The 13,675-nt window shown below is 67.0% G+C and carries 11 protein-coding genes; 8 read left to right on the top strand and 3 right to left on the bottom strand.

The window, feature by feature from the left end:
- The first annotated feature begins 131 nt into the window (after nucleotides 1-131).
- Genes hfq through hflC form a run of 4 tightly spaced genes read left to right on the top strand, consistent with a single transcriptional unit; the run spans nucleotide 132 to nucleotide 3,788 of the window.
- Nucleotides 132-368, top strand: coding sequence for an RNA chaperone Hfq (hfq, locus tag N5K27_RS04705; RefSeq protein ID WP_087780232.1), 237 nt, complete (start codon nucleotides 132-134; stop codon nucleotides 366-368).
- A 34-nt stretch (nucleotides 369-402) separates the two neighbouring features.
- The gene (hflX, locus tag N5K27_RS04700; protein WP_132978879.1) at nucleotides 403-1,554 is read left to right on the top strand and encodes a GTPase HflX; all 1,152 of its coding nucleotides are present in this window, start codon (nucleotides 403-405) and stop codon (nucleotides 1,552-1,554) included.
- Between the two features lie 44 nt (nucleotides 1,555-1,598).
- Nucleotides 1,599-2,900, top strand: a complete 1,302-nt coding sequence (hflK, locus tag N5K27_RS04695; RefSeq protein ID WP_087840293.1) for an FtsH protease activity modulator HflK — start codon at nucleotides 1,599-1,601, stop codon at nucleotides 2,898-2,900.
- A gap of 15 nt (nucleotides 2,901-2,915) precedes the next feature.
- Entirely contained in the window at nucleotides 2,916-3,788 is an 873-nt protein-coding gene (gene hflC, locus N5K27_RS04690; protein WP_087840203.1) for a protease modulator HflC, read from the top strand.
- 272 nt (nucleotides 3,789-4,060) lie between these two features.
- On the opposite strand, the gene N5K27_RS04685 is transcribed toward hflC, so the two are convergent.
- Together N5K27_RS04685 and N5K27_RS04680 are read right to left on the bottom strand one after the other, a co-directional pair.
- The gene (locus N5K27_RS04685; protein WP_165962995.1) at nucleotides 4,061-5,080 is read right to left on the bottom strand and encodes a tripartite tricarboxylate transporter substrate binding protein; all 1,020 of its coding nucleotides are present in this window, start codon (nucleotides 5,078-5,080) and stop codon (nucleotides 4,061-4,063) included.
- A 61-nt stretch (nucleotides 5,081-5,141) separates the two neighbouring features.
- Entirely contained in the window at nucleotides 5,142-6,680 is a 1,539-nt protein-coding gene (locus N5K27_RS04680; RefSeq protein WP_254914642.1) for a UbiD family decarboxylase, read from the bottom strand.
- Nucleotides 6,681-7,052: 372 nt separating this feature from the next.
- Between N5K27_RS04680 and N5K27_RS04675 the strand changes: the two genes are divergently transcribed.
- From N5K27_RS04675 to N5K27_RS04665, 3 genes are all read left to right on the top strand, one after another.
- Nucleotides 7,053-8,246, top strand: coding sequence for an ATP phosphoribosyltransferase regulatory subunit (locus N5K27_RS04675; RefSeq protein WP_132978877.1), 1,194 nt, complete (start codon nucleotides 7,053-7,055; stop codon nucleotides 8,244-8,246).
- A 38-nt stretch (nucleotides 8,247-8,284) separates the two neighbouring features.
- Complete coding sequence (locus N5K27_RS04670; protein ID WP_087840199.1) at nucleotides 8,285-9,580, top strand: adenylosuccinate synthase; 1,296 nt, start codon at nucleotides 8,285-8,287, stop codon at nucleotides 9,578-9,580.
- A gap of 63 nt (nucleotides 9,581-9,643) precedes the next feature.
- Nucleotides 9,644-10,180: a phosphoribosyltransferase gene (locus N5K27_RS04665; protein ID WP_087840198.1), complete on the top strand. Its 537-nt coding sequence runs from the start codon at nucleotides 9,644-9,646 to the stop codon at nucleotides 10,178-10,180.
- A 127-nt stretch (nucleotides 10,181-10,307) separates the two neighbouring features.
- Here the strand turns inward: N5K27_RS04665 and prpR are convergent, their stop codons facing one another.
- Entirely contained in the window at nucleotides 10,308-12,302 is a 1,995-nt protein-coding gene (prpR, locus tag N5K27_RS04660) for a propionate catabolism operon regulatory protein PrpR (RefSeq protein WP_279814951.1), read from the bottom strand.
- Between the two features lie 166 nt (nucleotides 12,303-12,468).
- Between prpR and N5K27_RS04655 the strand changes: the two genes are divergently transcribed.
- Nucleotides 12,469-13,665 (top strand): CaiB/BaiF CoA-transferase family protein, encoded by a 1,197-nt coding sequence (locus N5K27_RS04655; protein WP_087840197.1) that lies wholly within the window; start codon nucleotides 12,469-12,471, stop codon nucleotides 13,663-13,665.
- Nucleotides 13,666-13,675 lie beyond the last annotated feature (10 nt).

The following is a 13,675-nucleotide window of genomic DNA, read 5'->3' as shown; positions in this document are numbered from 1 at the left end:
CGTCCCCACATGGGATTGGGGAAAAAAGCGGTCTTCTTCTCAGTTTTGAGATTCGCTAGTTTCCCTGGGGAAAACCCGGTACAGTAACAGAGTTGGCATCCGCCAAGAAAAACACATCCAGGAGCCCACTAATGAGCAATAAAGGGCAATTGCTACAAGACCCCTTCCTTAACGTGCTGCGTAAAGAGCACGTACCCGTCTCCATTTACCTCGTCAACGGCATCAAGCTGCAAGGCCAGATCGAATCCTTCGATCAGTACGTGGTCCTGCTGCGCAATACCGTGACACAAATGGTCTACAAACACGCCATTTCGACCGTCGTGCCCTCGCGCCCGGTCAATTTCCAGGTTGAAGCCGCTGCAGACTAATCCAACTCCTACCGGGCAGAACCACGGGCCGCTGATGCGCGCGCTGATCGTCAGCGTGGACTTCGGCGAGCCCGAGTTCCAGGCCCAGACCGACGAATTCATCATGCTGGCCAAGGGGGCCGGCGCGCAGATCGTCGACACCATCATTGCCCGACGGGCGCGTCCTGATGCAGCGCTCTTCGTGGGGTCGGGCAAGGCGGAAGAAATCGCCCTGGCGGCTGCGGCCGGCCAGGCCGAGATCATCCTGTTCAACCACAACCTGACGCCTGCCCAGCAGCGCAACCTGGAACGCGCCCTGAAGATACGGGTGGTGGACCGGGTCGCACTCATCCTGGACATCTTCGCGTTGCGCGCCCATAGCCACGAAGGCAAGCTCCAGGTCGAGCTGGCCCAGTTGCAGCACCTGGCCACGCGCCTGACCCGGATGTGGTCCCACCTGGAACGCCAGCGCGGCGGCATAGGCATGCGGGGCCCGGGTGAATCCCAGCTGGAAATGGACCGCCGCATGATCGGCGACAAGGTCCGGTACCTGCGCGAGCGCCTGGACAAGCTCGAACGACAGCGGCAGACCCAGCGCCGTTCGCGCGCGCGGGGCGGGGCGCTCTCGGTCTCGCTGGTGGGCTATACCAACGCCGGCAAGTCCACGCTGTTCAACGCGCTGACCCGGGCCGACGTCTATGCGGCCGACCAGCTCTTCGCCACCCTGGACACCACCACCCGGCGCATCTGGATCGAGGGTGCCGGTTCGGTGGTCGTGTCCGACACCGTCGGCTTCATCCGCGAGTTGCCGCATACGCTCATCGCGGCGTTCAAGGCCACGCTCGAGGAAACCGTCCATGCCGACCTGCTGCTGCATGTCGTGGACGCGTCCAGCCCCCAGCGCGACGAACAGATCGCCGAGGTCGACAAGGTCCTGGAGGAGATCGGGGCGGCGGACATTCCCCGCATCCTGGTCTACAACAAGATCGACCGCAGCAGCCACGAGGCGGGAGTCGAGCGCGACGAGCATGGTACGATCTCGCGAGTGTTCGTCAGCGCGATCGAACGTACCGGCCTGGATGCACTGCGGGGTGCCATCGTCGAGGCCGGACAGGCAGATCCCGTGGTCACAGGTAATAATAGTAGCGACCCACGCTTTCGTACGCTGTCTTCGTCCGTCGGCCCCACGGCCGACGCCCGATCCTAGGCGACGGGTTCGGCCCGTCCGCTTCGCTTACTACAAAGATGCGTCTGCCTGCGATAATTCGAATATTCAATCTGAACGACTCGAACTGGGGCCGCGGAAGCGGCGGTGGCTCCGGCAACGAGCCTCCCCGGCGTCCACAGAACGACGGACGGGACAACAATAACGGCGGACCGCCGGATCTCGACGAGTTGTGGCGCGATTTCAACCGCAGGCTCAGCGGCCTGTTCGGCCGCAAGCCCTCGGGGCCTCCCGGCGGCGGCAACAACGGCGGTGGCCGTTTTTCGCCGTCCTCGCGGGGTACCGGCGTCGGCCTGCTGGTCGTCGTGGTCGTGGTGGCCCTGCTGTGGCTCGCCTCGGGCTTCTTCATCGTCCAGGAAGGGCAGGTCGCCGTCATCACGCAGTTCGGCAAGTACAAGGAAACCACGCGGGCGGGTTTCCAATGGCGCCTGCCGTATCCCATCCAGAGCCACGAGACCGTCAATCTCTCGCAATTGCGCACCATCGAGGTGGGCTTCCGCAATACCTCGCGCAGCAAGGTGTTGCAGGAGTCCCTGATGCTGACCGACGACGAGAACATCGTCGACATGCAGTTCGTGGTCCAGTACCGGTTGAAGGAAACGGGCGCGCGCGATTACCTCTTCAACAACCGTGGTCCCGACGAAGCGGTCAAGCAGGCCGCCGAGACCGCCATGCGCGAGATCGTCGGCAAGAAGAAGATGGACTTCGTGCTGTACGAGGGGCGTACCGAAGTGGCCACGGAAGTCGCGGCGCTGATGCAGCAGATCATGGATCTGTACCGTACCGGCGTCCTGGTCAGCACCGTGGCGATCCAGAACGCCCAGCCGCCCGAGCAGGTGCAGGCCGCGTTCGACGACGCGGTCAAGGCCGGGCAGGACCGCGAGCGCCAGATCAACGAAGGCCAGGCCTATGCCAACGACGTGGTTCCCCGCGCCTCGGGCGCCGCGTCGCGCCTGATCCAGGAAGCCGAGGCCTACCGCCAGCGCATCGTCGAGAGCGCCGAGGGCGACGCCGCGCGCTTCTCCCAGGTGCTGACCGAGTACAAGAAGGCGCCGCAGGTCACGCGGGACCGCCTCTATCTCGAGACCATGCAGCAGGTCTTCACCAACACCTCGAAGGTGCTGGTGGACACGCGCAACGGCAGCAACCTGCTGTACCTGCCGCTGGACAAGCTGATGCAGCAGGTGTCGCACGAGTCCGCGGCCGGGGCGCGCTCGTCGTCCGCCGCGAGCGGCTCCTCGTCCGTGAACGTGCCGCCGCCGCTGGCCGGCAGCGTGCTGCCGGAAGCTGGACGCGACGCGCTGCGCTCGCGGGACCGCAACAGATAATCGAGAAGGAATAGCATGGACCGTTTGATTCCTGCGGTAATCGGTCTACTCGTGGGGGTGGCCGTATTGTCGTCGTGCGTGTTCGTCGTCAACGAACGCAACTATGCCGTCGTCTTCGCCCTGGGTGAAATCAAGGAAGTCATCGACGAACCTGGCCTGTATTTCAAGCTGCCGCCGCCGTTCCAGAACGTGCAGCAGTTCGACAAGCGCATCCTGACCATCGACTCCGCCGACAGCGAGCGGGTGCAGACCTCGGAAAAGAAGAACCTGCTGATCGACGCTTTCGTGAAGTGGCGCATCTCCAATCCGCGCACCTACTACGTCACCTTCGGCGGTAACGAGCGTGCGGCGCAGGAGCGCCTGCTGGCGCTGATCCGCGATGCGCTGAATGCCTCGATCAACCGCCGCACCGTGAACGACGTCACCTCCAAGGAGCGTGACAAGATCATGCAGGAGATCCGCACCAACACCGAAGCGGCGGCCAAGCTCCTGGGGGTCGAGATCGTCGACGTGCGTCTCAAGCGCGTGGATTTCGTGCCCGAGATCTCCGAGTCGGTCTATCGCCGGATGGAAGCCGAGCGCAAGCGCGTGGCCAACGAGCAGCGTTCCATCGGCGCCGCCGAGGGCGAGAAGATCCGTGCCGATGCCGACCGCCAGCGCGAGGTCATCCTGGCCGAAGCCTACCGCAAGGCCCAGGAAATCAAGGGCGAGGGCGACGCCAAGGCCTCCGCCGTCTACGCGCAGGCCTTCGGCCAGGACCGCGACTTCTATCGCTTCTACAAGAGCCTGGAAGCCTACCGCAGCTCGTTCGGCTCCAAGTCCGACATGCTGGTGGTGGACCCGAGTTCGGAGTTCTTCCGCTTCATGAAATCACCAGCTGCGAATTGACCCCCCCCTACGCCCTCCGGGCGCCCCCCAGGGGGCGATGCGGGTGGACCGGCAAAGCCGGATCCACCGCATCCTGGGGTACCAAAGGGCTGGCGGGGACTGGCGATATTGCCTAGCATCCGGTTCGGTTGAAAATAAAAACGGCCTTGCACGCAAGCAAGGCCGTTTTTCTTTCCTGAGCGTCTCCAGACCCAGGGCACAGCGGATCCGGCTCCGCCGGTCCGCCAGTGCCGCCCCCTGGGGGGCGCGCGTCAGCGCGTAGGGGGGGGTTTCTACTCAGGAGTAATGCCAGCGGCTTTGACGACGGCGCGCCATTCGGGGATTTCCGTGCGGATGCGGTCGGCCATTTCCTGGGGGGTGCTGGGCAGCAGTTCCACGCCCAGGTCGACGAATTTGTCGTGCGTGGCGGGTTGCTTCAGGATACGGACGACTTCGCGGTTCAGTTTGGCGACGACGGGGGCCGGCATGCCGGCGGGGCCGGACAGGGCGAACCAGACGTTGGCGCTGAAGCCTGGCAGCGTTTCGTTGATCGTGGGCAGGTCGGGCATGATCTCGGTGCGCTTTTCACCCGAAGTGGCCAGCGCCGTGAGCTTGCCGGCGCGGACGTGGGGCAGGGACGAGGCGCCGCCTTCGAACATCATGTCGACCTGGCCGGCGATCAGGTCCGTGCTGGCATTGGAGCTGCCCTTGTAGGGCACGTGCAGGATGTCCACGCCGGCCTGTTTCTTGAACATTTCCGCCAGCAGATGGTGCGAGCTGCCGGAGCCCAGCGAGGCATAGGTGTACTTGCCGGGCGAGGCTTTGGCGGCGGCGATGAGGTCGGCCACGGTGCGCATGGGCAGGGCCTTGTTGACCACCAGGTAGGTGGGCGTGTCGAACAGCATGGAGATGGGGGTGAAGTCCCGCTGCGAATCGTAGGGCAGCTGCTTGCGCAGCAGGGGATTGAACACCATGGCGCTTTGCGTGGCGATCAGCAGCGTATAGCCGTCGGGCGGTGCCTTGGCCACGGTCTCGGCGGCGATGGTCTGGCTGGCGCCGGGGCGGTTTTCCACGATCACGGGCTGGTTGAAGGTCGCCGACAGTTGCTGAGCGATGTAGCGGGCGAAGGTATCGCCCAGCCCGCCGGCCGAGTGGGGGGAGATGATCCGGATCGGCTTGGTCGGGAAATCGGTCGCGGCATCCTGGGCGGACGCCGGCTGGCAGGCGAACAGCCCCGTGGCGGCAAGCGCCGCGAGCAGGGTACGGCGATGGGTATCCAGGCCGGCGGGGCGCCGGCTCAGCGGTTGGGTCATGGCGTGTCTCCTGTGCGGGGCTGGTCGGCCGTGCCGCCGCCCCGTCGTTTGCCGTGGAAAATCAACGGAAGTGGTAGCGGCCTTCTTCATCCCGGGCCAGGGGACGCTTGCCGGCGGTATCCTCCAGCCAGCGCACGATCTCGCGGCCGTCGTCGCTGCCGGTCGCGGCCATCAGCTCCTCGAAGTACTTGGGGCCGTCCTCCAGCGCTTCCTCGAGGGAGGCGAAGCGGGCGCCCTCGTAGCGCGGGGCGGCGGGAACCCGGTATTCCAGGGGACGTTGCGTGCCCGGGGCGAGCAGGGGCAGGGTCAGGTCGAAACCCGCCTTGGCCCCGGTGCGGGCGCCGTTCAGCGAGGGGTCCAGCGGCATGGCGCGCATGCCGGTCTGGATCACCAGGTCGCGATCGGCCTGGAATCGGGTGCCCAGGGCCCAGTCCATCTGCGCATCCGAGAAGATGTCGATGTCGGGATCGACCACGAATACGTGCTTGACGTTCGAGAGCGAGCCGAACACCGCGGCGATGGCGTTGCGGGCCTCGCCCGGCACGCGCTGCTGCAAGGCGATGCGCACGTTGAACATGCCGCCGTTGGCCGGCGCGGCGAAGACGCCGCGCACTTCCCGCACCGCGGTCTCGAGCGCGCGCCAGATCATCACTTCGGTGCGCAGCGCGTTCAGCTGCGCGGTATCGGTCCAGGCCATGTTGGGGCCGCTGATGGTGGCGGTCTGGAACACGGCGTCGCGCCGGCGCGTGATGGCCGTCACGTGGAACAGCGGATTCTTCTTGACCACGCCGTAGTAGCCCAGGAACTCGCCGTAGGGGCCCTCGGGCTCGACGTGGCCGGCCTCGTCCAGATAGCCTTCGATGATGAATTCCGCGTCGGCCGGCACCAGCAGGTCGTTGGTCACGCACTTGACCACGGGCAGCGGGGCGGCCCGCAGGCTGGAAAGCAGGCCCAGCTCGTCGCCGGGAATGCGCATGGTGGCGGCGATGTGGTCGATGGGGTTCGAGCCCACCGCGAAGGCGATGGGTACCCGCTGGCCGCGGCCCGCCTGCTTCAGGTACAGGGCGCGCAGGTCCGACGGCGCGACCAGGTCTATCCCGGCCGTGCGGCGGCCGCGCAGCATGAGGCGGCGCACGCCCACGTTGGTCCAGCCGGTGTCGGGGTCCCGCGTGAAATCGATGGAGGCGGAAATATAGGGCGCTCCGTCCAGTCCGTGCTGCAGGTGGACGGGCAACCGGGTAAGGTCGCAGTCATCGCCTTGCAGGACGATCTGCTGGACGGGGGCCCGGGACGCCGGGATCTCCACGAACTCGGGCCGGTTGCGCAGCCGCCGGGTCACTTCGGCGGGCAGTTCGGCCGGCGTCGTGCCGAATGCCAGGGCGAGCCGTTCGCGGCTGCCCGCGGCGTTGCCGCACAGCGGCGTGTCGGCGCCGCCCGGGCGTTCGATGAGGACCGCCTTGGGACTGCGCTCCAGGATGGCGGCGACGTCGCGCAAGGCCGCTTCGGGCTCGCGCACCAGGGCACCCTCGTCCAGGGATTCCAGGAAGCGCCTGAGACGGAAGGCGTCCAGGTCGGGCAGGGCGGGGGAAGGCGAAGGCACGGCGGTCTCCGGGGGCTGGTTCGGGAAAGAGGACCTCCGGGCCGCCGCCGTCGCGGCGCCGCCCATCGGTCCGGGCTGCCGCGTTATTTAAATGCACCCCACCGTGGGGCGTAAGCAAAACATTTGAATGACGTGATAGAAGAACGTGAACAATGCGTCGGCCCCGCACCACGCAAGCTTGATTTTGTCGTGATTCGAGCGGACAATAGCGTGTAAGCCAAGAGGTATGTCCGAATTCATCATTGCACCAACTTGGTGCGATTCGGGCGACCCAAGCTTGGAAGAAGCGGTTGATGGGCTTGCACGTGTGCATACCCGCAGCCGCTTTTTTTTCGTCCATCGTTTTCATTGAATCGTTTGCGAGATCCCCGCATGGGCAAATGGCTGTTGCCCGAAAGCCTGGCAGACATCCTGCCGGCCGAGGCCCGGCGCATAGAAGAATTGCGCCGCTTGTTGCTGGACCTGTACCGCACCTATGGCTATGAGCTCGTCATGCCGCCGCTGGTGGAGTACCTCGACTCGCTGCTGTCGGCCAGCGGAGGCGACATGGACCTGCACACCTTCAAACTGGTGGACCAGATGTCGGGCCGCTCGCTCGGCATCCGGGCCGACATGACGCCCCAGGTGACGCGCATCGACGCGCACCTGCTCAACCGGGCCGGCACCACCCGCCTGTGCTATTGCGGAAGCGTGCTGCACACCTTGCCGCGCGGTCTCTGGGCCACGCGCGAGCCGCTGCAGATCGGCGCCGAGCTGTATGGCCATGCCGGCCCCGAGGCCGACATCGAAATCCTGCAACTGGCGCTGGAAAGTGTCCGCCGCGCCGGCGTGGCCGATTACCGGATCGACCTCAGCCACCTGGACGTGGTGCGGGCGCTGCTGGAAACCGATCCGGCCGCGGCGGCCCGCGCCGACGAGATCTTCGGCCTGCTGCGCGAAAAGGACATCCCCGGCCTGGCGGCGCTGAGCCCCGGGCTGGCGCCGGCCACCGCCCAGGCGCTCCAGGTGCTGCCGACGCTGTACGGCGAACTGGACGTGCTGGAGAAGGCCCGCGCGGCGCTGCCCGCGCTGCCCCGCATCAGCCAGGCGCTGGACATGCTGGCCTCGCTGGCCAAGGCGCTGCCGGGCGTGGACATCGGCATCGACCTGGCCGACGTGCGCAGCTTCAACTATCACACCGGCGTGGTCTTCGCGGTCTATTGCGGCGGCTGGCCCAATGCGGTCGTGCGCGGCGGCCGCTACGACGACGTCGGCAGGGTATTCGGGCGTGCGCGTCCGGCCACGGGCTTCAGCCTGGATCTGCGCGAATTGGCCGGGCTGCTGGCGCCCGCCACCGCCAGTCCGGCGGTGCGCGCCCCGTGGGGCCTCGAGCCCGGTCTGGTGGAAGCCGTGCGCGCGCTGCGCGCCGCCGGCCAGATCGTGGTCCAGATCCTGCCCGGACATGAACACGATCAGCAGGAATTCGTCTGCGATCGCGAGCTGGTGCTGCGCGACGGCGCCTGGCGGGTCGAACCCCTGGCCAGCGCCGAGACCGCCGCCCGGCCATCCCCATCCACCGCAATCTGACGCCCGTCGCGGGCGGATTTTAGAGAAGCAGAAGCAACATGGCTAATAACGTCGTGGTTATCGGCACCCAGTGGGGTGACGAAGGCAAAGGCAAGATCGTCGATTGGCTGGCGGAGTCCGCCCAAGGGGTGGTCCGCTTCCAGGGCGGCCACAATGCCGGCCACACCCTGTGGATCGCTGGCAAGAAGACCATCCTGCGCCTGATCCCCTCGGGCATCATGCATCCCGGCATGACCTGCTACATCGGCAACGGCGTGGTGCTGTCGCCCGAGGCGCTGCTGCGCGAAATCGAAGAGCTCGAAGCCGCCGGCGTCGAGGTGCGGGCGCGCCTGCGCGTGTCCGAGGCCTGCCCGCTGATCCTGCCGTATCACGTCGCCGTCGACCAGGCGCGCGAAGCCCGCAAGGGCGCCGGCAAGATCGGCACGACCGGCCGCGGCATCGGCCCCGCCTACGAGGACAAGGTCGCGCGCCGCGCCATCCGCGTCCAGGACCTGTACGATCCGGCTTCCTTCGATGCCAAGCTGGAAGAGGCGCTGGACTACCACAACTTCGTGCTGACCCAGTACCTGGGCGCCCAGGCCGTGGATGCCGCGCAGGTGCGCGACCAGGCCATGGCGCTGGCTCCGGTGCTCAAGCCCATGGTGGCCGACGTCGCCAACGCGCTGTACGAAGCCTCGGCCGGCGGCCAGAAGCTGCTGTTCGAAGGCGCGCAGGGCGCGCTGCTGGACGTGGACCATGGTACCTATCCCTACGTCACCAGCAGCAACTGCGTGGCCGGGGCCGCCTCGGCGGGATCGGGCGTCGGACCGCAGAAGCTCGAGTACGTGCTGGGCATCACCAAGGCCTATGCCACGCGCGTGGGCTCGGGCCCGTTCCCGACCGAGCTGGAAGACGACATCGGCGCGCGCCTGGCGTCGGTGGGCAAGGAATTCGGTTCGGTCACCGGCCGGCCGCGCCGCTGCGGCTGGTTCGACGGCGCCGCGCTCAAGCGCTCGATCCGCCTGAACGGCATCTCCGGCCTGTGCATCACCAAGCTGGACGTGCTGGACGGCCTGGAAACCATCAAGCTGGGCGTGGGCTATCGCGTCAACGGCGAGTTCCGCGACGTGCTGCCCTATGGGGCGGCGGCCGTGGCCAGCAGCGAGCCGGTCCTGGAGGAAATGCCCGGCTGGACCGAATCCACCGTCGGCGTGACCGAATACGATAAACTCCCGGTCAATGCCCGACGCTACCTGGAGCGGATGGCCGAAGTCTGCGGCGTGCCGATCGACCTGGTGTCGACCGGTCCGGACCGCACCGAGACCATCGTGCTGAGGCATCCCTTCAAGGCCTGATCGGACCCGAATCCATCCTGGCGCCCCGGTTGATCCGGGGCTTTTTTGCAACATCCGCACACCATGCAGCAAGATACCGACAAAGATCTCTGGATCAGCTGGGACCGCTACAACCAGCTCATCGAACAACTGGCCCTGCAAGTCCACCAGTCGGGCTGGAAGTTCGACCAGATCGTCTGCCTGGCCCGCGGCGGCATGCGCGTGGGCGACGTGCTCTCGCGCATCTACGACGTGCCCCTGGGCATCCTGGCCACCAGCAGCTACCGCGAGGCGGCCGGCACGGAGCAGGGCCGCCTGGACATCGCGCAGTTCATCACGATCACGCGCGGCACGCTGGAAGGCAAGGTGCTGCTGGTCGACGACATGGTCGACACGGGCGTGACCTTCGATCGTGTGCACCAGCATCTGCTGCAGCAGTTCACGGCGATCACGGAAATGCGCACGGCCGTGCTGTGGTTCAAGGGGCACTCGAAGGTGGTGCCCGACTATTACGTGCAGAAGCTGCCCACCAATCCTTGGATCCACCAGCCGTTCGAGGACTACGACAGCATCCGGCCCTATCAGCTCGAAGCCTGGGTGCGCAAGGGCAAGAGCGACTGATCGTCGCCTGCGTCGTGCGCGAAAGCCCGGTGGGAGCCATCCCTGCCGGGCTTTTTTGCTGCCAGTGATCCGGAACGGCTGGTGGGATGGCGAAGCCAACGCCAGCCATGCCCGCGTGTGCCGGAAGCTACTCGTTCCCGTTGATGGCGGCGCCGCGCCCGGCCTGGCCCTGGAGGAAGCCGTGATGCGGGTGCGCCTGAGCGGCGCCAGGATCGAGCTCGGCCAGCCATCGCCACAACGTCGAGCGGCTGACGCCCAGCAGGCGCGCGGCTTCGGCGCGCCGGCCTCCCGCTTGCGCCAATGCCGCGCGCACGCGCTGCTCCAGCGGGCGCCCGGCGGCCGGACCGGCCCCGCCTGCATTGAACAGTTCAGGGCAGTCATGGACCAGCGCGTCGAGGGGGATGTCACGCGCATCGGCATACTGCGCCAGCGTCACGGCGATCCGCTCGGCCAGATTCTCCAACTCGCGCACGTTGCCCGGCCAGTGGTAGCTGCGCAGCGCATCCATCCACGGGCCCAGCGCAGTGGCCGCGTCCAGGGATGACCCCAGGCGTTTCAGGCAACGGTCGGCCATGGGAAGAATGAGCGCCGGGATGTCGTCCCGGCGTTCGCGCAGCGCGGGCAGGGCCAGCCGCAGGATGTTGAGGCGGTAGTACAGGTCGCGCCGGAACCGGCCCTGTTCGATCAATGACTCCAACGGCTGGTGCGTGGCGGCGATTACCCGCACGTCGATGGGCAGCGGCGCGGTCGCGCCCAGGCGCATGATTTCCCGTTCCTGCAGCACCCGCAACAGCCGGGTCTGCAGGGGCATGGGCATGTCGCCGATCTCGTCCAGGAACAGCGTCCCGGTATGGGCCGCCTCGAACAGGCCGCATTTGCCCCCGCGCCGCGATCCGGTGAAGGCGCCTTCCTCGTAGCCGAACAGTTCGCTTTCCAGCAGCGACTCCGGAAAAGACGCGCAATTCACGGCCACGAAGGGGCGTCCCGCCCGCCGGCTTTCGTTGTGGATGGCCTGGGCGAACAGTTCCTTGCCGACGCCGCTTTCGCCGGTGATCAGCACGCCCAGGTCCGTGCGCGCGTAGCGATGGGCGGTGGCGACGGCGGTGCGCATGGCCTGGCTGCGGCCGGCCAGGCTGGCGAAGGTATGGCGGGCCGTATGTTGCTGGCGCCGCTGCAATATGCGCAGGCTGGCGTCGGCCGCCTGGATGGCGCTTGCGTCATGCAGCGTCAGCGCCGCGCCGACGATGTCCCCATGTTCCCGTATCAGGGTGCGGTCGACCACCCAGTCGCGCTGCCCGAAGCGCAGCGCGATGGCCCGTTCCTGGCGTCCGCTGGCCAGCGTGGCGCGCAGGGAAAGCGCTGGTTCGAGATCGCCCAGCGTCTGCCTCCGCAGGAGCGCGTCCGGCTTGCCCAGCAATTGGCGCATGGGCGGGTTGATGGCGATGATGCGGTCTTCGCGGTCGACCGCCACCACGGCTTCCTGCAGGTTGTGCAGGACGCTGTGCAACTGCTCGTAGCGGCCTGCCTCCAGGCGCGCCACCCTGGCCAGTTCCAGGGCGTCGTCGAATCCCTTGCGGATGCTGGCCAGGGAATAGGCCAGCAGTCCCCGCAGCCCGGCCTGCTCGGCCAGTTCCACCACCAGGCTGGAACCGACGATGACCTCGTATCCCTCCTTGCGCAGCGTCTCGAAGCGACGCCGGGCGTCGTCCGGTGTCCGGTAGGCGTGCTGGCTGATGCCGATGTTCAGCAGGTCCTTGACGTCGTCGAACTCGGGGATGGTCTGGCCGTACATCACCACGCCGACGCGATCGGCGACCCGGCGCGCCCGGATCAGCGCCTGCAGCAGGTCGAAACCGCCCAGGTGGATGGTGGCCACCGGCGCCTGCAGGCCGGCCCGCAGGGTGGCGGCGTTCGAACCCGCGCTGACGAAGGCATCGGCCATGCCGCGCTCGACCCGGTCCTGCGCCACGGCAAGGGCATCGCCGAACGTGGCGTCGACCACCTCGATGCGCGCCCGCTGCGCATATTCGGCGACCACGGGCATGGCCAGTTCGCGGATGTGCCGGTAGCTGACGAAGCACAGGCGCGGCAGGCCGGACGGAGGCGAGGAAAGGGGAGGCATGGTCATGTCTTGGTAAGACGTACGGTTCGTCTCATGATTGTTCCATGAAACGTCCGGACAAAGTTGCCATTCCGGGAAAACGCCGATGGATCAAGGGCTTGGCGCGCAAACCTCGGATGGCACGGGGATTGCAGTGTCCCGGCATCGTCTTCAAGGAGATACCGGATTGGCCCTCGAACACATTACCGTGCTGGATCTGACCCACATGCTTTCCGGGCCCTACGGCACCATGCTGCTGGCGGACCTGGGCGCCCGCACGATCAAGGTCGAACCTCCCGGGCGAGGCGAAGGCACGCGCCGGCTGCTCGAGAACGACCCGCAGCATTCGCGCGACGGCATGGGCGCCTACTACGTCACGCTGAACCGGAACAAGGAAAGCGTCTGCGTCGACCTGAAGCAGCCGGCGGGCCGCGAGATCTTCCTGGACCTGGTGCGGCGCGCCGACGTGGTGTTCGACAATTTCAGCGTGGGAGTGACCGAAAGGCTGGGTATCGATCATGCGTCGCTGGCCAAGGTCAATCCACGCATCGTCACCTGCTCGGTGACGGGATTCGGGCAGACCGGGCCGGCCACGCAGCGTCCGGCGTTCGACCAGGTGGTGCAGGCCATGGGCGGCGGCATGTCGATCACCGGCACGCCGGCCACCGGGCCGATGCGCAGCGGCATCCCCATCGGCGACCTGGGCGGGGGCACCTTCGGCGCGATAGGCGTGCTGGCGGCCCTGGTCGAGCGCGAGCGGACGGGCAGAGGGCAGCACGTCGACATCGCCATGCTGGACGTGCAGATTTCGCTGCTGAACTACATGGCCACGATGTACTTCATGTCCGGCCAGATTCCCGAGGGCATCGGCAACGGCCATTTCGTACACGTGCCCTACAACTGCTATCCGACCGCGGACGGCCACATCATCATCGCCTGCATCGGCGACGCCTTCTTCGAGCGCTTCGTGGAGTTCATCGACGTGCCCGAGCTGCGGCGACCGGAGTATCGCCAGCAGCCGGTGCGCTTCGCCGACAAGGCTCGCATCGACGAGATCATCTCGGCCGAGCTGCGCAAGCAGCCCACCGCGCATTGGCTCGCGCGGCTGGAGGCCGCCCGCATTCCCTGCGGCCCGGTCAACGACTTCGCGCAGGCGCTGGCCGACCCGCAGGTGGTGGCGCGCGGCATGGTGGCCGAGGTGCCGCTGCCGGATGGAACGTCCCTGCGCATGCCGGGCAATCCGGTCAAGCTCTCGGGCTCGGCGGCGGCGACCTTCGGCGCGCCGCCGCGGCTGGGTGCCCAGACCGACGCCGTGCTGGGCGACTGGCTGGGCTATGCCCCGGACCGGCTGGCCAGCCTGCGCGGGCAAGGCGTAATCGGCTGACGACAAGACC

This window comes from Pigmentiphaga sp. GD03639 (assembly GCF_029845405.1).
Taxonomy (GTDB): Bacteria; Pseudomonadota; Gammaproteobacteria; order Burkholderiales; family Burkholderiaceae_B; genus Pigmentiphaga; species Pigmentiphaga daeguensis.
The sequence above is the reverse complement of the archived record's forward strand: the minus strand, read 5'-3'. Positions and strand labels throughout refer to the sequence as shown.